Annotated in this window: 21 protein-coding genes; 9 read left to right on the top strand and 12 right to left on the bottom strand. The window is 69.3% G+C overall.

The window, feature by feature from the left end; translation table 11 throughout:
• Window positions 1-7: 7 nt before the first annotated feature.
• Window positions 8-583: a TerD family protein gene (locus OG947_RS10925; protein WP_027505908.1), complete on the top strand. Its 576-nt coding sequence runs from the start codon at window positions 8-10 to the stop codon at window positions 581-583.
• On the opposite strand, the gene OG947_RS10920 is transcribed toward OG947_RS10925, so the two are convergent.
• Together OG947_RS10920 and OG947_RS10915 are read right to left on the bottom strand one after the other, a co-directional pair.
• Window positions 584-871: a hypothetical protein gene (locus OG947_RS10920; protein ID WP_328813913.1), complete on the bottom strand. Its 288-nt coding sequence runs from the start codon at window positions 869-871 to the stop codon at window positions 584-586. It lies immediately after the preceding gene.
• A 40-nt stretch (window positions 872-911) separates the two neighbouring features.
• Window positions 912-2,138: a GGDEF domain-containing protein gene (locus tag OG947_RS10915; protein WP_328813912.1), complete on the bottom strand. Its 1,227-nt coding sequence runs from the start codon at window positions 2,136-2,138 to the stop codon at window positions 912-914.
• A 165-nt stretch (window positions 2,139-2,303) separates the two neighbouring features.
• Between OG947_RS10915 and OG947_RS10910 the strand changes: the two genes are divergently transcribed.
• On the top strand, window positions 2,304-3,344 hold the full coding sequence (locus OG947_RS10910) for an NAD(P)H-dependent flavin oxidoreductase (protein ID WP_222647791.1): 1,041 nt from the start codon (window positions 2,304-2,306) through the stop codon (window positions 3,342-3,344).
• 4 nt (window positions 3,345-3,348) lie between these two features.
• Here the strand turns inward: OG947_RS10910 and OG947_RS10905 are convergent, their stop codons facing one another.
• Both OG947_RS10905 and lat read right to left on the bottom strand, forming a co-directional pair.
• On the bottom strand, window positions 3,349-4,158 hold the full coding sequence (locus tag OG947_RS10905) for an alpha/beta fold hydrolase (protein ID WP_328813911.1): 810 nt from the start codon (window positions 4,156-4,158) through the stop codon (window positions 3,349-3,351).
• Between the two features lie 60 nt (window positions 4,159-4,218).
• Entirely contained in the window at window positions 4,219-5,556 is a 1,338-nt protein-coding gene (lat, locus tag OG947_RS10900) for an L-lysine 6-transaminase (RefSeq protein ID WP_328813910.1), read from the bottom strand.
• An 85-nt stretch (window positions 5,557-5,641) separates the two neighbouring features.
• On the opposite strand from lat, the gene amaB reads away from it, so the two are divergent.
• Together amaB and OG947_RS10890 are read left to right on the top strand one after the other, a co-directional pair.
• Window positions 5,642-7,153 carry an L-piperidine-6-carboxylate dehydrogenase gene (gene amaB / locus OG947_RS10895; protein ID WP_027505903.1) on the top strand — a complete coding sequence of 504 codons (1,512 nt, stop codon included), beginning with the start codon at window positions 5,642-5,644 and terminating at the stop codon, window positions 7,151-7,153.
• A 143-nt stretch (window positions 7,154-7,296) separates the two neighbouring features.
• Window positions 7,297-7,494 (top strand): RNA-binding S4 domain-containing protein, encoded by a 198-nt coding sequence (locus OG947_RS10890; RefSeq protein ID WP_027505902.1) that lies wholly within the window; start codon window positions 7,297-7,299, stop codon window positions 7,492-7,494.
• 8 nt (window positions 7,495-7,502) lie between these two features.
• On the opposite strand, the gene rraA is transcribed toward OG947_RS10890, so the two are convergent.
• A complete protein-coding gene (gene rraA, locus OG947_RS10885) occupies window positions 7,503-7,997 on the bottom strand; it encodes a ribonuclease E activity regulator RraA (protein WP_328813909.1) in 495 nt (164 codons plus the stop codon).
• A 138-nt stretch (window positions 7,998-8,135) separates the two neighbouring features.
• Here rraA and OG947_RS10880 point away from each other — a divergent pair, with 138 nt between their 5' ends.
• The gene (locus OG947_RS10880) at window positions 8,136-8,435 is read left to right on the top strand and encodes a DUF6480 family protein (RefSeq protein WP_231476342.1); all 300 of its coding nucleotides are present in this window, start codon (window positions 8,136-8,138) and stop codon (window positions 8,433-8,435) included.
• A gap of 61 nt (window positions 8,436-8,496) precedes the next feature.
• Here OG947_RS10880 and OG947_RS10875 read toward each other — a convergent pair whose 3' ends face one another.
• Window positions 8,497-9,264 carry a MerR family transcriptional regulator gene (locus OG947_RS10875; RefSeq protein WP_027505899.1) on the bottom strand — a complete coding sequence of 256 codons (768 nt, stop codon included), beginning with the start codon at window positions 9,262-9,264 and terminating at the stop codon, window positions 8,497-8,499.
• A 170-nt stretch (window positions 9,265-9,434) separates the two neighbouring features.
• Between OG947_RS10875 and OG947_RS10870 the strand changes: the two genes are divergently transcribed.
• The 3 genes from OG947_RS10870 (at window position 9,435) to OG947_RS10860 (ending at window position 13,513) form a co-directional block, all read left to right on the top strand.
• Entirely contained in the window at window positions 9,435-10,979 is a 1,545-nt protein-coding gene (locus OG947_RS10870; protein WP_027505898.1) for a succinic semialdehyde dehydrogenase, read from the top strand.
• A gap of 126 nt (window positions 10,980-11,105) precedes the next feature.
• Complete coding sequence (locus OG947_RS10865) at window positions 11,106-12,500, top strand: hemolysin family protein (protein WP_222632529.1); 1,395 nt, start codon at window positions 11,106-11,108, stop codon at window positions 12,498-12,500.
• Window positions 12,497-13,513, top strand: coding sequence for a CNNM domain-containing protein (locus OG947_RS10860; RefSeq protein ID WP_200933782.1), 1,017 nt, complete (start codon window positions 12,497-12,499; stop codon window positions 13,511-13,513). The genes OG947_RS10865 and OG947_RS10860 overlap by 4 nt, the downstream gene beginning before the upstream one ends.
• On the opposite strand, the gene OG947_RS10855 is transcribed toward OG947_RS10860, so the two are convergent.
• The 5 genes from OG947_RS10855 to OG947_RS10835 are packed head-to-tail and all read right to left on the bottom strand — an operon-like array spanning window position 13,514 to window position 16,831.
• Window positions 13,514-14,449, bottom strand: a complete 936-nt coding sequence (locus OG947_RS10855; protein WP_328813908.1) for a CopD family protein — start codon at window positions 14,447-14,449, stop codon at window positions 13,514-13,516.
• A gap of 3 nt (window positions 14,450-14,452) precedes the next feature.
• Window positions 14,453-14,959 (bottom strand): copper resistance CopC family protein, encoded by a 507-nt coding sequence (locus OG947_RS10850; RefSeq protein WP_328813907.1) that lies wholly within the window; start codon window positions 14,957-14,959, stop codon window positions 14,453-14,455.
• Window positions 14,956-15,621: a YcnI family copper-binding membrane protein gene (locus OG947_RS10845; protein ID WP_027505893.1), complete on the bottom strand. Its 666-nt coding sequence runs from the start codon at window positions 15,619-15,621 to the stop codon at window positions 14,956-14,958. Before OG947_RS10845 ends, OG947_RS10850 begins: the two co-directional genes overlap by 4 nt.
• 16 nt (window positions 15,622-15,637) lie before the next feature.
• Window positions 15,638-16,135 carry a hypothetical protein gene (locus OG947_RS10840; RefSeq protein WP_222650012.1) on the bottom strand — a complete coding sequence of 166 codons (498 nt, stop codon included), beginning with the start codon at window positions 16,133-16,135 and terminating at the stop codon, window positions 15,638-15,640.
• A 57-nt stretch (window positions 16,136-16,192) separates the two neighbouring features.
• Complete coding sequence (locus tag OG947_RS10835; protein ID WP_027505892.1) at window positions 16,193-16,831, bottom strand: DUF6474 family protein; 639 nt, start codon at window positions 16,829-16,831, stop codon at window positions 16,193-16,195.
• Between the two features lie 152 nt (window positions 16,832-16,983).
• Between OG947_RS10835 and OG947_RS10830 the strand changes: the two genes are divergently transcribed.
• The gene (locus OG947_RS10830; protein ID WP_328813905.1) at window positions 16,984-18,615 is read left to right on the top strand and encodes a TM0106 family RecB-like putative nuclease; all 1,632 of its coding nucleotides are present in this window, start codon (window positions 16,984-16,986) and stop codon (window positions 18,613-18,615) included.
• A 145-nt stretch (window positions 18,616-18,760) separates the two neighbouring features.
• Here the strand turns inward: OG947_RS10830 and OG947_RS10825 are convergent, their stop codons facing one another.
• A complete protein-coding gene (locus OG947_RS10825) occupies window positions 18,761-19,528 on the bottom strand; it encodes an SDR family NAD(P)-dependent oxidoreductase (protein ID WP_328813904.1) in 768 nt (255 codons plus the stop codon).
• Between the last annotated feature and the right edge of the window lie 14 nt (window positions 19,529-19,542).

The following is a 19,542-nucleotide window of genomic DNA, read 5'->3' as shown; positions in this document are numbered from 1 at the left end:
CTCTCACATGGGCGTCAGCCTGACCAAGGGTGGCAACGTGTCTCTCACGAAGGCCGCACCGAATCTGACCGCGGTGTCCGTCGGACTCGGATGGGATCTGCGCACGACGACCGGAACGGATTTCGATCTCGACGCCAGCGCCATCGCGCTCGGCCCGGACAAGAAGGCGCCCGGCAACGAGTACTTCGTCTTCTTCAACAATCTGAAGACTCCGGACGGCTCGATCCAGCACACGGGTGACAACAAGACCGGTGAGGGCGACGGCGACGACGAGGTCATCGACGTCGATCTCGCAGCGGTCCCGTCCACCGTCGACATCGTCACGTTCCCCGTCTCGATCTACGAGGCCGACGCGCGCTCGCAGTCGTTCGGCCAGGTCCGCGGCGCCTACATCCGCGTGATCGACAAGTCGAACGGCACCGAGCTCGCCCGTTACGACCTCACCGAGGACGCCTCGACGGAGACCGCCATGGTCTTCGGCGAGCTGTACCGCAACGGTGCGGAGTGGAAGTTCCGCGCCGTCGGCCAGGGCTACGCCTCCGGACTCGCCGGCATCGCCCGCGACTTCGGCATCAGCGTCTGATCAGTCTCGACGCCTGACCTCGGGGCGGTCGGCTCGTCGCCTCGCGCGCACGACGCCGACCGCCCCGATGATCATGCCCACGATGGACAGCACGTCCGACTCGGTGAATCCGTGCTGGAGTGAGAACACCACCAGCACACGGCCCTCGAGCGGCGCGTTGAAGAGCAGCCAGCCGATCGACGCGAGCACCACCGCGGAGATCGACCAGGCGTTCGGCCGCGCCAGGCACCACGCCGACGCGGCGAACAGCGAGTTCATGACCACGAGTGCGTGGAAGATGTCGATCACGGGGTGGGTTTCCTCGTCTGGGTCCGATGCAGGGCGGGTGTCACAGGAAGGTCGAGAGCAGCCGATGCCCGCCGGCGGCCTTGGCTCGGTACATCATCGAGTCCGCACCCCGCGTCGCGCGGTCGATCGCCCCGGGTCCGGAACTCCACAGCGACGAGTCGGGAGTCAACACGGCGACGCCGACGCTGGCGGTCACGGGAATGGTGTCCTGTCGATCGTGGACCGTCTCGGTGACACGGGCGACCACCGACTCGACGTCACCGTCCACATCGGTGAGGACCGCCACGAACTCCTCGCCGCCGGTACGCGCGAGCACCCCGTGGCCGTCGAAGAGCTCGGCGAGCCGGGTCGCGACCAGGACGATCACGGTGTCGCCCTGATCGTGTCCGAAGCGGTCGTTGACGCTCTTGAAACGATCGATGTCGATCATCACGACCACCACGGGCGATGTGGTCGCGAGTGCCGTCTCCCACAGATCCTCGACCGAGTTCTGCAGACCGCGGCGGTTCCTGACGCCGGTCAGCGAATCGAGGTCCGAGGCTTTCGCGTCCGTCGAGACGAGTGACCACGCGATGGACGCGAAGACCGGCACCCCACTGCTCGCGCCGCTGGCCACCAGCACCGCGGCGATCGCGTCCCACGGCCCCCACAGGTTCTGGACGTACGCCAGGGTGCCGATGAGGACGATGACGGCATTGGTGAACGCGAGATGGGCGAGCAGCACTCGTGGGCTGAGGAAGAACGTGCAGAGAGCGCCGTTGATCGCGAACAGGAAGGTGCCGATCAGTGCCGACGTCGGGGTGTCCAGCAGGATCACCGACGCGATGCCGACGTCGCCGAAGATCAGGAACCCGAGGAACTGCGCCTTCGTGTCCGGCGTCGGTCCCGTGAGCACCCAGATCATCGCGGCGATCTGCAGGGCCAGCACGAGGAAGACGTAGACGATCGCCGGCGTGCCGGAGGGGCCGTTGGGCGAGGCGAGCATCAACATGGACACGGTCGCGTTGAGCAGCACCGCGCCGGCGAAGACCAGCCGGATGATGCCGTGGATGGACCGGGTGGAGTGGTGGACGAAGATCCAGTCGAAATCGTGCGGCGTGGTCAGCCACCGACGCACGACGTCGAGTGCGCTGTCCCGAGGCCCGTGGGTGAGGGGTCTGCGTTGCGCGTTGCGGATGCGCCGGGATCCGCTGTGTCGACCCGGGCGAGCGCGATCGCGGGACGCGCGGACGCGCTGCGTGACCGGCGGACGGGTCGGGTGCGGCATGCGTGGAGAATCCCTTCGAACTCGATGCGACCCCCGACGCGGCGTGTGTCCCTGCTGGTGACCAGTGAAGTGTACGTGTAGTCGGTTTGGTCGGCCCGAAACCGGTGAAACATCGGGTATTCGTGATAGGTAGTCGAGATCACCCCTCGACGTACGATCGGCCGCATGACCGCTGTGTTCCCTGCCAGGCTTCCCGTCGTGTGCGCGCCGATGGCCGGAGGCCCGTCCACCCCCGCCCTGACCGCCGCCGTGAGCGATGCCGGTGGCCTGGGGTTCCTGGCCGGAGCGCTGCTGAGCCCGGAGGCGCTCGACGGCCGGCTCTCCGAGATCGAGTCCCTCACGTCGGCGCCGTACGGCGTCAATCTCTTCCTCCCGTCAGCGCACATCGCGGTCGCCGACGAGATGGAGTCGTACCGCGCCGCGCTGGCCCCGATCGCCGCCGAGTTCGGGGTCGAACCCGGCCCGGCGACACCCGGCCCCGACGACATCGACGCGGTGATCGACGTGGTGCTCGCCCACCGCCCGGCGGCCGTATCGGTCACGTTCGGTCGACCCGGCGCCGAGCTCACCGCCCGCGTGCACGAGATCGGCGCCCTGATGATCGGGACGGTCACCTCCGTCGACGAGGCCCGCGAGGCCGTCGAGGACGGGGCCGACATGCTCGTCGTCCAGGGCAGTGAGGCCGGCGGACACCGGGGCGTCTTCACCGACGACGCGTCGTCTCCTCGAGGCGGTGACGCGATGTCGCTGCCGTCCCTGCTGCTCGCCGTCGGACTGTCGGTCGACGTGCCCTTGATCGCGGCCGGCGGGATCATGGACGGGTCCGGAGTGGTGGCCGCTCTCGGACTCGGCGCCGTCGCTGCGCAGATGGGCACCGCGTTCCTGTGCTCAGACGAGGCCGGTACCTCGGCGGTGCACCGCGCCGCACTGCTGGACCGCCGCTACCGGCGCACCGTGGTGACGCGTGCGTTCTCGGGACGACCGGCTCGGGGACTCGAGAACGAGTTCGCGGCGCAGTTCACGGCCTCCGCACCGGCCGGCTATCCCGATGTCAACGCGATCACGGGCCCGATCCGCACCGCGGCGACGGCTGCCGGCCGAGCTGACGTGCCCAACCTGTGGGCCGGTACCGGGTGGCGTTCGGTGACCGCCGCGCCGGCCGCGGACATCGTCGCGCGGATCGTCGCCGAGATGGAGACCGCCTAGAACCTCAGGACGGGTCTGCGGTCGGGGACCGGTCCTGACTTCCCGCGAGGAGGATCGACGCGATCAGCTCGGGGTTGTCCGTCATCGGCACGTGGCCGACCCCGGGGACCGAGATGACGCGGGCGTGCGGGAAGCGGCGACGGACGCCCCGCACCTGGTAGTGCGGCAGGATCAGGTCTCGCGTGCCCCACGCCACCGTCACCGGCACCAGCGGTTCGGTGAGTGGCGGGAACTCGAACGGCGCGTCGATGCCCGCGTCGATCATCGCGTTGGTGGTGAGTGACGAGGCGTCGACGACGGCGGCCTCGTACGACACCCTGCTCGGATGCGCGAAGAACGGCAGCAGCGTGGGGTACCGCACCGCCCGCATCTTGAGCGCCGTCGGCGTGGCCTTGCCGAACGTGCGCGCGACGGTCCGCATCGCGCGGAACGTCACCATGGTCCGAGCCTGGTCGGTGTGGTTGAGGAAGAAGCCGGCGGGGGACAGCGCGGTGGCCGACGCCACCTCGCCCTGCGCGGCGAGACACAGCGCGACGTAGCCGCCGAGCGAGTTGCCGGCGATGTGCACCTGGTGGTCCGGCTCCTCGATCTCGCGGACGAACTCGGTGACCTCGTTTTGGAGCGTGAGCAACACGTTCTCACCGGACTCGTGCAGCGGCTCCGACTCCCCGTGCCCGGGCAGGTCCACGGCCACGACCCGCCTATAGGGCGTGAGCAGGTCCAGCACCGCGTCCCACGCCTGGCGGCGGTGAACGACTCCGTGCACCAGTACGAGGGTGGGACCGTGACCGTCGACGTCGTAGCGCAGTGTCATGGGCGGATGGTAGCGGAGCCCGGCGCAGTGCCTGTCACTCGGCGTACACAGACAATCCGGTCACGAGCTGAGAACCCGGTCGATCGCCGCGACGGCGTCGGCCAACGCATCCTCGGTCACGGTCAGCGCGGGACGGAACCGGACGCTGCGCGAGCCGCACCCCAGCATGATCACCCGCTCGTCGACGAGGAGCCGCGTGATCAGTCGATCGCGAGTCGCGGTGTCCGGCAGCGAGAACGCCCGGAACAGGCCGCGTCCCCGCACGTCGGAGATCGACGGGTGACGCACCGCGAGTGCGTCGAGAGCGGCGCCGAGGATCGCGCCCCTCTCCGCGGCGCGGGCGATGAGGCCGTCGCGTTCGATCACCTCGAGGATCCGCCGTGCTCGCACCATGTCGGCCAGGCCGCCGCCCCACGTCGAGTTGATCCGTGATCCGACCTCGAAGACGTTGTCGCGCACCATGTCCACGCGGCGGCCCGCCATGATGCCGCACACCTGGGTCTTCTTGCCGAAGGCGAGGACATCGGGTTCGACGCCCAGCTGCTGGTGCGCCCACGCGGTGCCGGTGATGCCCGCCCCGGACTGGACCTCGTCGACGACGAACAATGCGTCGAACTCGTGGCACAGAGCCTGCAGCCCGAGGAGGAACGATGGTCGGAAGTGATGGTCGCCGCCCTCGCCCTGGATCGGCTCGACGATGGCGGCGGCGATGTCGTCGGGGAACGACTCGAACGCGGCCCGCGCAGCGGCCAGTGAGCGCGCCTCGAGAGCGTCCATGTCCGCGCCCTCGCGCAGGTACGGCGACGGGATGCGGGGCCAGTCGAACTTCGGGAAACGCGCGACCTTGATCGGATCCGTGTTGGTGAGCGACATGGTGTAGCCCGACCGGCCGTGGAAGGCGTGCTCGAGGTGCAGGATCCGTCCGCCCAGTGCCGGGTCGAGACCGCGGGACTCGTTCAGCCGGCTCTTCCAGTCGAAGGCCACTTTGAGGGCGTTCTCGACGGCGAGCGCACCGCCCTCGACGAAGAAGAGGTGGGGTAGTTCGGGGACGCCGAGCACGCGCGCGAAGGTCGCGACGAAGCGGGCCATCGGCTCGGAGTAGAGGTCGGAGTTGCTCGGCTTGTGCAGCGCGGCCGTCAGCAGATCCGCCCGGAACTCGTCGTCGCGGGCGAGCGACGGATGGTTCATCCCGAGCGCGTTCGAGGCGAAGAACGTGAACATGTCGAGATAGGACGCACCGGTCCGCGCATCGACGAGTGTGGAGCCGTGCGACCGCTCGAGGTCGAGAACCATGTCGAAGCCGTCGGCCAGGATGTGGCGCGACAGCACGTCGTGGACCGACTCCGGCGCACCGGCGGGAACGGGGGTGGTGGGCCGCGATGGCAGTACCTGCGTCATGAAGGCGAAAGTACGCGATAAAATACTGTCAAACAACAGCTGGGCCGGAATAAATCCTGTCACGACCATCGGAGACAATGAATCCATGACATCGACCGTCGACCTGTCCGCCCGTACGTCCGAGCTGCTCGCCGCAGTCGGGGCCGCGCCGCTCGACCACGACTCCGGCCTGGCCGCGACCAGCCCGATCACCGGTGCGGTGCTGGGCCACGTGCCGCTCACGAGCGACGTGGACTCGGTGATCGCCGCAGCCGCGGACGCCTACCGGTCGTGGTCTCTCGTTCCCGCGCCGGTACGCGGCGGTCTGGTGCGTGAGCTGGGTGAACTGCTCCGCGAACACAAGGACGCACTCGGTGAGCTGGTGTCCATCGAGGCCGGCAAGATCGTCAGCGAGGGCCTCGGCGAGGTCCAGGAGATGATCGACATCTGCGACTTCGGCGTCGGACTGTCCCGCCAGCTCTACGGCAACACCATCGCCACCGAGCGGCCCGGCCACCGGATGATGGAGCAGTGGCACCCACTCGGAGTCGTCGCCGTGATCACGGCCTTCAACTTCCCGGTCGCGGTGTGGTCGTGGAACACCGTGCTCGCCCTCGTCGCCGGCGACACGGTGGTGTGGAAGCCGTCGGAGAAGACGCCCGTCACCGCGGTGGCCGTGCAGGCGCTGTTCGAGGAAGCCGCACGCCGTGCCGGGGTGTCGCCGGCGGTGGCGCAACTCGTCGTCGGTGACCGTGCCGTCGGTGAGACCCTCGTCGACGATCCGCGCATCGCCCTGGTCTCCGCCACCGGATCGACCCGCATGGGCCGCGAGGTGGGCCCCCGCGTCGCGGCACGGTTCGGCCGCGTGCTCCTCGAACTCGGCGGCAACAACGCCGCGATCGTCTGTCCGAGCGCCGATCTCGACCTCACCGTCCGCGGCCTGGTGTTCTCCGCGGCCGGCACGGCCGGTCAACGGTGCACGTCCCTGCGCCGCGTCATCGTGCACGAGTCCGTCGCCGACACCCTCGTCGACCGACTGGGTACCGCGTACTCGTCGTTGCCCGTCGGGTCGCCGCTCGACTCGTCGACGCTGGTCGGACCGCTGATCGACGAGGCCGCGCACGACGGGTACGCCGACGCGTTGGAGCTCGCGCGGAAGGACGGCGGCACCGTCGTCGCGGGTGGTGAGCGGGTGCGAGTGGCGGGCGCCGAGGACGGTGTCTACGTCCAGCCGGCCATCGTGCGGATGCCCGCGCAGACCGACGTGGTGCGCCGTGAGACGTTCGCGCCCATTCTGTACGTCATGACCTACAGCGATCTGGACGAGGCCATCGCCCTCCACAACGACGTACCGCAGGGGCTGTCGTCGTCGATCTTCACGACCGACCTGCGCGAGGCGGAACGCTTCCTGTCGGCGGCAGGGTCGGACTGCGGCATCGCGAACGTGAACATCGGCCCGTCGGGCGCGGAGATCGGCGGCGCGTTCGGCGGCGAGAAGGAGACCGGTGGCGGGCGCGAATCGGGCAGTGACGCCTGGAAGTCCTACATGCGACGCACCACCAACACGGTCAACTACAGCTCGGAGCTGCCGCTCGCCCAGGGGGTGACGTTCCTGTGACTGCGGGAAGGCCGGAGGCCGGCCGGGATCATGCGGGAAGGCCGGAGGCCGGCCGGGATCACGCGGGAAGGCCGGAGGCCGGCCGGGATCACGCGGGAAGGCCGGAGGACGGCCGGGATCACAGCAGCGATCGAACGGTCGAGATCCGCGACGAGGTGATCAGGCTGGGGCAGTTCCTCAAGCTGGCCGACCTCATCGAGTCGGGGTCCGAGGCGAAGGCCGTCATCGCGGACGGTCTCGTCGAAGTCAACGGTGAGACCGAACTGCGCCGAGGACGTCAGCTCCGTGCGGGCGACACCGTCACCGTCGGCGGGGTGTCCGCCCGCGTCGCTCAGGCCTGAGCTGCCGGTCAGCCCTGAGGCGGGAGGGGTTGCGCCGCGACGACGACACCGTCGTCGTCGCTGTAGACGAACTCGCCGGGGATGAAGGTGACTCCGCCGAACTCGACTGTGACGTTCTTCTCACCCGACCCTGTCTGCGTGCTCTTGCGCGGGTTGGTTCCCAGCGCCTTCACCCCGATGGCGAGAGTCGTCAGGATGGCCGAGTCGCGCACGGCACCGTTGACGATGACGCCCGCCCACCCGTTGTCCACACCGCGCCCGGCGATGATGTCGCCGACGAGGGCGGTGTGGACACTCGCGTCGCCGTCGACCACCAGGACACCGCCGTTGCCGGGCTCCGACAATGTCTGCTTGACCAGCAAGTTGTCCTGAAAGCAGCGAATGGTGGTGATGGTTCCGCAGAACTCCCGCACGGCCCCGAGCTGACGGAACTGCGTGTCGCAGCTCCGGATGTCCGGCCCGATGGTGTCGGCGAGATCGGCGGTCGCGATGAAGGTGCTCATGGCGTCACAGGCTAGCGGCAGTCCTGCGGCACGTCGGGTCACGCTGTCGGGGACACCCGCCGGGGCGGCGGTTGGTGCGTCGGCGGTTCGGTCCCTCGAGGTCGATTGGACGGTGCAGGTCGGGGGAACCCGCACGTCATGAGTACAAGTCACGACGGCAACGACGGTCACACCGGTGACGAGACTGCGCGCGACGCCACCCGAGAGGACCACCCCATGTCCGGCCAGAACCCCGATCCCGCAGAGACTGCAGGACTCGAACCCGGTGGCAGCATCGTGCCGGGTGACACGCCGCCGGACTCCACGTCGGCCGCGGGTCCCAATCATGAACCGCCCCAGCGCACTCGGACACCCGCGATCGTGTTCCTGGTCGCGGTCGGCGTCGTCGTGGTGCTGATCGTCCTCGGTGTCGTGGGCAGGATCGCGGGCCTCGTCTAGAGCCCCCGACAGAACTGACGACGGAGCACGTGGCCTCTCGGCCTCGTGCTCCGTCCGTGTGTCAGGCCCCGTTCTCGCGGGCGTTCGCTCCGACGACGGCGACGATCCACTCCGCCAGCCCGGCGGCCCGCCCGTCGTAGTGCGCGCGGAACCGCTCGTCGGCGGTGTACATCCCGGCCACGCAGACATGCATCGCGTGATCGCAGTCGTAGAAACGGTCGATCGACGCTCGGTGGCGTTCCGCGAGGACGTCGGCCTCGTCCGAACCGGGCTCCACGCCGCGGAGCATCGCTGCAGCGAGATCAGCCTCGAGTTGTTCGGTGTCGGCCTTGATCGCACGCCAGTCGTCGGCCGACATCGCGGCGGTGCGCTCCGTGCTCTGGGCCCACGCATCGGTGGTTCCCCAGCGCTCGCGGGCCTCGTCCTCGTACTTCTCGCCGGCCCAGTCGTCGCCCCAGATCTCACGCTGCTCGGCCGGGGTCAGGTTCGTACCCATCGTCTTCCTCTCGATCACGGTGTCCACGGCGTTCGCCATGGCTGTCAGGTGAGCGATGCGCCGGTCGAGCAGGGTGCGCTGCCGTCGGAGATGCTCGAGCGCGTCCGCGGCGGGATCGTCGAGTATCTCCTTGATCTCGGTCAGCGGGAACCCGAGTTCGCGATAGGTCAGCACGGAGTACAGGCGCTCCACGTCCTGCGAGGAGTAGGTGCGGTATCCCGCAGGAGACCTGCCGCCGGGCACCACCAGCCCCACCGCGTCGTAGTGGTGCAGGGTGCGCACGCTGACGTCTGCCAGCGCGGCGACCTGTCCCACGGTCAGTGCATCGTTCACACCGGTCACTGTCCTGCCTCCCGTTGCGTGAGGGTCAAGCACAATCTTGGCCCGATCCGCCGAGGCGTCCGGTCGGGGGCTGTGTCCGAACGCACTCCTGGCGTACCGTGTCGATACCGACGGTGTATCCGTCAACCGTCGTCACACTCATCCGCCACTGGGAGATACGCATGTCAGCGCCGACCGCAGACACGTTCACACGACTCGTCGCCCTCGCCTCGGTCGCACCGGGCCGGGAGACCAAGCCCGTCATCGAGGTGTTCACCGGCCGCGAGATGGCGACCATCCCCGTCGGCACCCGCGACGACGTGCTGGCGGCGAACGACAAGGTCCGCGCAGCCCAGAAGCGGTGGGCGACGACGTCCATCGCAGATCGAGCGAAGATCCTCCACAAGTATCGCGACCTCGTGTTGAAGCACCGGGCGTCGCTCATCGACCTGGCGCAGGCAGAGACCGGGAAGTCCCGGTCCGCCGCCCAGGAGGAGGTCCTCGACATCGCGATGACGGCGCGGCACTACGCGCGGGTCTCCGGCGAACTGCTGAAGAGCAAGCGCGTCAAGGGCATGCTTCCCGTGCTGACCAAGACGCAGGTCAACTACCAGCCCAAAGGCATCGTCGGCATCATCTCGCCGTGGAACTACCCGATGACCCTCGCGGTGTCCGATGCCATCCCGGCTCTGATGGCCGGCAACGGCATCGTGCTGAAGCCGGACAGCCAAACGCCGTACTGCGCGCTCGCATGTGTCGAACTGCTCTACCAGGCCGGTCTGCCCCGTGACCTCTTCGCCGTGGTTCCCGGCCCCGGATCGGTGGTGGGCACCGCCATCGTCGACACCTCCGACTACCTGATGTTCACGGGTTCCACCGCCACCGGCCAGCTTCTCGCCGAGCAGACCGGTCGGCGACTCATCGGGTTCTCCGCCGAGCTCGGCGGCAAGAACGCCATGATCGTCGCCGCCGGCGCCAAGATCCCCGAGGTGGTCGACGCGGCCGTCCGTGCCTGCTTCTCCAACTCCGGTCAGCTCTGCATCTCCATCGAGCGCATCTACGTCGAGAAGTCGATCGCCGACAAGTTCACCGCCGCGTTCGGTGAGCGGGTGCGCCGCATGACGCTGGCCGCCACGTACGAGTTCGGGGTCGAGATGGGCAGCCTCATCTCGGAGGACCAGGTCAAGGCCATCTCGAACCACGTGGACGATGCGAAGGTGAAGGGTGCGACCGTGGTCGCCGGCGGCAAGGCACGCCCCGACATCGGCCCGCTGTTCTACGAGCCCACCGTGCTCACCGGCGTGACCGACGACATGGAGTGCTGGGGAGCCGAGACGTTCGGTCCCCTCGTCTCCATCTACCCCGTCGCCAGTGTCGACGAGGCTGTCGAGCGGGCCAACGCCACCGAGTACGGACTGAACGCCAGCGTGTGGGCGAAGACGAAGGCGCAGGGCGAGGCCATCGCCGCGCGACTGCACGCCGGCACCGTGAACGTGGACGAGGGGTACGCGCCGACCTGGGGAAGCACCGGTGCGCCGATGGGCGGCATGGGTGTCTCGGGCGTCGGTCGTCGACACGGACCGGACGGCGTCCTGAAGTACACCGAGTCGCAGACCGTCTCCACGACGCGCCTGATCAACCTCGGCGGACGACGGCTGCCTCCGAAGCTCTGGGCGAAGACGTTGCCGATCTTCATCCGGGCGCTGAAGTACGTGCCGGGACGGTAGCGGCGCGCATCCCGTAGAATCGGGCGAAACACCCGCAGCGACTAGAGGACGAATGGACAGCGACAAACCCGGGCCGGTCATGGCCCCCCTCGTATCGACCGATGCGACCAGGGCGGTGACCGGCACATGAGCGAGTTGTTGACGCTTCTCCTCGGTATCGTCGTCGTCGTCGGAATCACCGCCGGCACAGGCTATTTCGTGGCCCAGGAATTCGCCTACATGACCGTGGACCGGTCGAGGCTCGAAGCGCGCTCGAAAGCGGGTGACACCGTCGCCGCGCGCACCCTGGCCGTCACGAAGCGCACGTCCTTCATGCTCTCGGGCGCTCAGTTGGGCATCACCGTCACCGGCCTGCTCGTCGGTAACTTCGCCGAGCCGCTCATCGGACAGTCCCTCGGGACTCTGCTCGGCGGCGTCGGCATTCCGAGCGGTGTCGGACTCGCCGTCGGTGCGGTGACGGCGCTGGTGGTGTCGACGTTCGTGCAGATGCTCTTCGGCGAGCTGTTCCCCAAGAACTTCGCCATCGCCCGCCCCGAACCCGTCGCGCGATGGCTCTCGCTGTCGACGACGATCTACCTCAAGCTGTTCGGCTGGCTCATCCGTATCTTCGACGCCTCGTCCAACGCGCTGCTGAAGGCGCTGAAGATCGAGCCGGTCCACGACGTCGAGCACTCGGCGACCCCGCGCGACCTCGAACACATCGTGGCCGAGAGCCGGGGCACCGGTGACCTGCCCGAGGAGCTGTCCACACTGCTCGACCGCATCCTCGACTTCCCCACCCAGACCACGGGTCACGCGATGATCCCCCGCGCGAAGGTGGCGACGGTGCGCTCCGACTCCACCATCGCCGAGGTGCGCGCCCTCATGAGCGTCGAGCACTCGCGGTATCCGGTGCTCCATGCCGACGACTCGATCGAGGGCGTCGTGCACCTGCGCGACGTGCTCGCCACCGACCTGCCCGGCGACACACCGGTCGCCGTGCTGTCCCGCGACGCACTGGTGCTCCCGGAGACCCAGATGCTCCCCGACGCCATGGGGGAGCTTCGCGCGTCGAAGAACCAACTCGCCTGCGTCATCGACGAATACGGCTCCTTCACCGGTGTCGTCACCATCGAGGACCTGGCCGAGGAGCTCGTCGGCGAGATCACCGACGAGCACGACGACGCCGACGGCGCGGAACCCGTGCCCGGCGACGACGGTGTGTGGACGGTGGCCGGCGACGTCCACCTCGACGAGGTGGAACGTGCTCTGGACCGCGAACTTCCGGAGGGCGACATCGAGACCATCGCCGGACTGGCCATAAGCGTCCACGGATCGCTTCCCGAGGTCGGCGACGTCATCGAACTGGAGCTGCCCATCGACCCCGGTGACCTCGCGACCGACGCCGAACCGCCCCGACGGTTCCTCGTCATGAGGATTCAGGAGATCGACAACCACGTGCCGTCGTCGGTCACGCTCGAGGTCGTCGAGCGCACTCCCGACGACGTCCCGGCCATGAGTGAGACGGAGGATGCGCTGTGAGCAACCCCCTGGTGTTCCTCGTCGTCACCGTCGGCCTGATCGCGCTCAGCGCCTTCTTCGTCGCCGTCGAGTTCGCGCTCCTCGCCGCCAAGCGGCACCGGCTTGAGGACGCGGCGGCCGATTCGCGGTCGGCGCGCGCCGCGCTCCGCAGTTCCACCGAGCTCACGGTGCTGCTCGCCGGCTCGCAGCTGGGTATCACGTTGTGCACGTTGGCACTCGGTGCGTTCACCAAGCCCGCCGTGCACTACTGGCTCCGGCCGCTGTTCGAGTCACTCGGTCTGCCCTACTGGGCATCCGACGTGCTCGGCTTCGTCCTGGCCCTGATCATCGTGACCTTCCTGCACCTGGTCGTCGGCGAGATGGCGCCGAAGTCGTGGGCCATCGCGCATCCCGAGAAGTCGGCGACGATGCTGGCCATCCCGATGCGTGTCTTCATGTTCTTCACCCGCCCGATCCTGGTGTCCCTCAACGGAATGGCGAATGCACTGCTGCGCCGGGCCGGTGTGGAGCCGGCCGATCAGGTGATGTCGGGCCAGAACCCGGACGATCTCGAGCAGCTGGTCGCGCACTCGGTGAGTGTCGGATCGCTGGACAAGGGCTACTCGGATCAGATCTCGAGTGCGCTGGAACTGCAGAAGCTCACGGTGGCGGACCTCGTGCGCATCGATTCCGAGCCCACCGCGGTGGCGACGACGGCGACGGTCGCCGACGTGCGGGCGGCGTCGCTGCGCACGGGCCATCTGCGCATCCTCGTGCGGGACGGCGCTGACGTGATCGGTCTGGTCCACGTGCGGGACACGTTGCAGGCGGAGGACTCCCGCTCGGTGGACGACTTCGTGCGACCGGCCTTCGAGCTCGACGCCGCCGCGCCCGTGTACGTCGCGCTCGCGGAGATGCGGGAGACCCGCAACCATCTCGCGGTGGTGCGTGACGGCGGTGCGGTGGTCGGTGTCATCACCATGTCGGACGTGCTCGTCCGGTTGCTGCCCAGCGCGGACCCGCTGCCCGCGTGATCAGGCCGTGGTCGCCAGTGCGGCGGCCACGCCGAACGCCACGGCCATCGCCGCGGTCTCGACGACGGCACGCCGCGTCGAGACCGCGGCGTGCGTGGTGTGGGCACCGATGACGCTCACCCATGTACGCCGTCGCCACCACCCGCCGATCACCAGGGCGACCAGCAGGACCGACTTGAGCAGGATCAGCCGCCCGTAATCGGTGTCGACCAGGGCGGTCACCGAGGTGAGCCGCACGGCGGCGTTGACGACACCGGTGACGGCGACGGCGACCACACACCACAGCGCGGCCGCCGAGTAGCGCGGGAGCAGATCCGCCCAGGCGGTCCGTGACCGCAGGGTCACCGCCATCGCGACCAGCAGCCCGAGCCACACCGATGCCGCCACGACGTGCACGGCGACGAGCAGCGCGCCGACGGCTTGCTGCGCCATGTGGCCGGTCATCGGGCGAGCGATGAGGGCGACGGCGGTGGGTACGACGACGACGATGCCGGAGACTTCCAGATCGGTGCGGAGGGCAGTGGCCGCCAGCACGGCCATCGCGAGCGCGACGACCACGACCGCGGAGCCGATCCGGCCGTTCGCGATGTTCTGGACGTAGTCGGTGAACGTGCCGAGCGACACCGCGGTGGCGCTGACGGCATCGGACCGCGCCGCCCCCAGCACCAGCAGCGTGACCTCGGAGACTGCCCAGCACGCGGCCGCGACGAGGGCGCCGCGCCACGCGAGGTGGTCGTCGACGTGCCGGGAATCGCGGGCCCACAGGACCAGCAGACCGAACCCGAGCACCACGGCACCGGCGACGTCGGCACCGGTCCGCACGAGGGAGTCGAGCGGAAGGTCGGAGGGCGCCAGTACGAGGGCGGCGATCACTCCGAGCAGTGCGGCCGGAACGACGGCGAGCGGTGACCACCGCGCCGTCGTCGTTCCGGCCACGACTCAGTTCTTCTTCCGCAGAGCGAACGCGAGACCGCCGAGGAACACCACCGCGGCGGCGACCAGGAACGGCCAGAGCGGCACACCGCCCCCCGACTCGGTCGAGGACGCGCCGGCGTCGGCCGCGGGACCGGGGATCCCGGTGCCGGCCGTCGTCAGCTCGAATGTCCGCGTACCGCTCACGGGGTGGCCGTCGGCTGACGTGACGCGGAACGCGATGGTGTATGTGCCCGTCGGCCCGAGCTCTCGGAGGTCCACCGCGACGGTGGAACCCGACACGCGCGGGTCACCGTCGGACCAGAGGTTGCCGTCGGGACCGACGACGGTCAGCGAGGCGAACTGCGACTGCACTGCCTCGTTGAACGTCACCGTCGCCTCCGCCGGACCCTGATCGACGGAACTCTCGTTCTCGGGGGAGCTGGACACCACCACCGAGTGCGCGGACGCCGTCGAGGTGCCGAGCAGCAGCGTCGCGGCGAGGGCGAGCAGCAGAGCGAGGAACCGGCTCACGAGCGTCGACTCCGCACCGTGGCGCCGATCCCGAGTGCGGCACCGAGTGCTCCGAGAACCAGGCCGATCCCGCCGAGCCACCGGGCCGTGGTGTCGGACGACGACGCGGCGGCCTCGGTGGTCGAGGACGCTGACGACACCGTGGGGCTGCTGTGATGATCGCCGCTGCTCGCCGCGAGTTCCAGTGTGGGAGCCGGCAGTTCGGGCTCGGTACCGTCCTCCGGTGTCGGCTGGTCCCAGTTCACGACCTCGCCGTCACTGTAGGTCTGGCGGGCCGGGAAGGACACGCTCTCCTCCTCCGGCAGGGGGCCGGCCGAGAGCTGGAACTGCTCGAACTGTCCGGGCCCGACACCGGGGTTGCCGGGATCCGCCGTCCAGGTGACCGAGGTGGCCAGTTCGTCCGCCGAGCGTTCGACGACGGCCGTCCATCCGGGCATGGGCTGCGTGCGGGCCGAGGTGAGGCCGGGCAGCTGGACGGTGACGGAGGTGGTGGACGCCGCCTCCGACTCGGTCGGCACCCGGAAGGTGAGAACGCCGTATCCGCCCTGTGCCGCGTCCGGAGCGGACACGACGACGTGGGCGGACGCCAGTCCTGCGGAGGCGAGGAGGGCGGCGGCGGTGAGGACACTCGTGCCCAGGGCACGCGTGGAGAAGCTGGTCATGACAGTTGTCTTCCGTTCAGGTGAGGGAGTACCGCGGTGTGAGTGGCTGCACGAGCACCTGCGGTGGTCCTCTCCTGGAGACGGCGGACAGAACGGGTACGGGAACCGGCCGATCGAGCGGCGCGGTGGCGGTGACGGATCGGGGGCGACGCGGCGGCGAGAACGTGAGCCGCGGTGCGCGCAGCACCGACGTGATCGCGGCGAACAGCCGCTCCGACGAGGCGACCAGGACTGCGCCGACACCGACGGCGACGGCGTGCGCCGCGAGCATCGACGCGTCGAGCGGGTGGGCGTGTTCCGCGACGGCGGCCAGTGCCTCGTGCGCGACGACCTGTCCGCCCACGAGCCACAGGAGGATCGGGAGGGGGCCGGTCCGGGCGGTCCCGACACCGGCGGCGAGCACGCCCGCACCGATCGCGACGGCGAGCAGCAGGGAGAGAGCGGACGAGGTGGGCACGCCACCACCGCCGACACCGTGCGCGGCGACGGCGAGCGTGGCCGTGAGTGCTCCCACGGCACCACCACGCCACACGCGCGTGCGCTCGGTCCCCATCGTCGACTCAGGCAGGGATCAGCGCACGCCGAGGCGCGCGAGGATGTCGGCCTCGATGCCGTCGAGCTCGTCGGAGATGGCGCCGTGAGCCAGCTTGCGGCGCGACGGCGGCATCTGCTCGGCGGCGTGCACCGCGGTGGTGAGCTCGGTCAGGCGCGACCGGATCGCATCGGCGAAGGCGCCCGTCTCGGCGTCCTGGTGCGACGCGGCGACCTCGGCGACGGAACGCTCGGCACCGACGATGCGAGCGCTGAGCTTCGCGCCGTGTCCGGTGTACTGGCCGAGCTCCTTCACGTCGACGCCGATGCGGCCGGCCCGGTACTGGTCGAGCTGACCCCGCAGGAGGGTCGCCGCGCGGTACGCGATCGGCACGAGGACGGGGGCCAGGACGCGACCGATGCCGACGTACTTGCGCACCTTCGCCGCGTTGATCTTGCCTTCGCGCGCGGCCTTCTCCCGTGCGGCCAGGGTCCTGATGTGCGCCTGATCCACCTTCTGTTGGCTGGTCAGCGCCTTGGCGTCGTTCTTCGCCAGCTTCTTCAGATGCTTGCGCTCGTTCCGGGCGGTGTACTTCGCCTCAAGGCCCGCCTTGTGGCGCAGGGCCTTGGCCTCGGCCTTCCGGGTCGCACGGCGAGAACGCTTCTTGCGCAGAGCCATGGTGTACGTGCCCCTATCGTGTCCGACTACGTCGCCAGAACGCTCCGACCGGATGACCGACGAGCGCCTGAATGCCTGCCGCCAGCCTATCGGTCCGCTCCGGGTGCGCTGCATCCGCGTGAGGTGTCGGCCCGTGGATCTACGCTGCGAGAATGTCCCACGTCGTGCCGCCCCCCGCTCCGGCGTCCGGCCCCTCCGTGCTGATCGACGCGTCGTCGCTCACCCGGTGCCGCCACCGCGTGTATCTCGACACCGCCTACCGCTCTCTGCTCGTCGACACCGCGGAGGACGCGGGGGTGCAGATGCGCCGGGAGGCGGCCGCCGCGTACCGAGCCGAGATCCGGGACACCCTGGTCGCCGCGGATCCGCAGTCGTGGGTGGTGGTCTCCCCGTCGATGTCCCGCTCGATGCAGGTCCGCGCCACCCGCGCGGCGTGCGAGTCCGGTGTCGAGCGCATCTGGAACGCGACCTTCGCCGACGACGAGGACGCCGGTCGGCGTGGCCGGTGCGACATGCTGGTGCGCGATCCGGACGGCGGGTACATCCCGGTACTGGTGGTCAACCACAAGGTCACCGATCCGGGAAGCGGCGCGGTGACCACGCCGTTCACGTCGTGGGCCCCCGCTCTCGATCCCACGCGCAAGGTGCGACCGCAGTTACGGGACCAGTTGGCGGCCGTGCACGTGCATCGGCTCCTGGGCCGCATCGGTCAGGCCGGTGTGTCGGCGCGAGCCGGTGTCATCGGCTTCGGTGCCGAGGTGATGCTCGTGCACGATCTGACGGCGGTCGACGCGGAGTACGACACGCGCTTCGGTGACCGACTGGCCATCGCGTCGGGCTCGGTCGTCACGTCGCCGTCGAAGGTGTCGGAATGTCGGTCCTGTCCGTGGTGGTCCGAGTGCGGGGAGACCCTGCGGCGCACGCGGGACGTCTCGCTGGTGGCGGCGGGGTCGCGAGCGGACGCCCTGCGGTCCGCGGGCATCGTCACCATCGACGACCTGGCGGACTGGACGGGCGGCGTGCCCGACGAGTGGCCGCACGGCGACTTCGACGAGACGGTCGTCATCGCCCGTGCATGGATCGCCGACCTGCCGCTCGTCCGGCGCCGCGACACCGTGACGGTCCAGCGGGCGGACGTCGAGGTGGACGTCGACATGGAGAGCTACCAGGAGCACGGCGCCTACATGTGGGGAACGCTCCTCGACCGGCGGGACGGTGCCGAGCCGCAGTACCGCGCCTTCGTGACGTGGGAACCGGTTCCCACGATGGACGAGGCGCGCTCGTTCGGCGAGTTCTGGTCCTGGATGCAGGGCGTGCGTGCGGACGCGCATGCGGAGGGCCTGACGTTCGCGGCCTACTGCTACTCGCGCGCCGCCGAGGACAAGTGGCTGCTGGGATCCGCGCGCCGGTTCGCCGGCATGCCCGGTGTCCCCACCGAGGCCGAGGTGCGGGAGTTCATCGACGGGCCGGACTGGGTCGACATCTACATCGCGGTGTCCCAGAACTTCGTGTGTCCGTCGGGAAAGGGCCTCAAGAAGGTCGCACCGGTCGCGGGCTTCCACTGGCGGGACGACGAGGCGGGCGGCGAGGCGTCGATGGCCTGGTACCGCCGCGCGGTGGGATACGACGGAGACGTCGACGCGTCGCAACGCACGCGGTTGCTCGAGTACAACGAGGACGACGTGCAGGCCACCCGCGCGCTGCGGGTCTGGATGGACGGGGCGGCCGCGCGGGAGATTCCGACTGCGGACGACCTCGGCGGAAGTTCCTCTGTGACGAAGTGACACGCTCTCCCCGTCGTGTAACGAAGTGAAACGCTCGCCATCGCTACCAGTCGGGGGTTGGCAGCGACGACGAGCGTCTCGAGATGTGATTCGTCCCAGTACCCGGTGTGGATGGGTGGTGACGAAAAACTTTCTTTTCGAGCAGTTACCGCGGTGCCATCCGGAGTGCGCCGTCCATGCGGATGGTCTCGCCGTTGAGGTAGTCGTGCTCGACGATCATCTGTGCGAGCTGCGCGTACTCGGTGGGCTGAGCGAGTCGGGACGGGAACGGGACGCCCGCCTCGAGGCCGGCGCGGTACTCCCGGGTGACGCCGGCGAGCATCGGGGTGTCGACGATGCCGGGGGCGATGGTGTTGACGCGGATGCCCACCTGGGCGAGGTCGCGCGCCGCGGGGACGGTCATGCCGTGCACGCCGCCCTTGGAGGCGGAGTAGGCGATCTGACCGATCTGGCCTTCGAACGCGGCCACCGACGCGGTGTTGATGATGACGCCGCGCTGCCCGGCCTCGTCGACGGTCGGCAGCGTCTGCATGTGATCGGCCGCCAGACGCATGACGTTGAAGGTGCCGAGCAGGTTGATGGTGATGACCGTGCGGAAGAGCTCGAGATCGTGCACGCCCTTTTTGGACAGGATGCGTCCCGCCCAGCCCACGCCGGCGCAGTTCACGACGATGCGCAGCGGGACGCCGGCCTCGCCGATCTGTGCGAGGGCGGCCCGTACCTCCTCGTCGCTGGTGACGTCGGCGGCGATGAGCGTCACGCCGTCCGGTACGGAGTCACCGGCCTTGTCGATGGACTGCTGCAGGTCGAGGCCGAAGACGGTGACGCCGTTGTCGGCGAACCGCTTCGCCGTGGCCGCGCCGAGCCCCGATGCGCCGCCGGTGACCAATGCCGCTGTTCCCGCGATCTCCACTGCCGTGTCCTCTC

This window comes from Rhodococcus sp. NBC_00297, assembly GCF_036173065.1.
GTDB lineage: Bacteria > Actinomycetota > Actinomycetes > Mycobacteriales > Mycobacteriaceae > Rhodococcoides.
The sequence above is the reverse complement of the archived record's forward strand: the minus strand, read 5'-3'. Positions and strand labels throughout refer to the sequence as shown.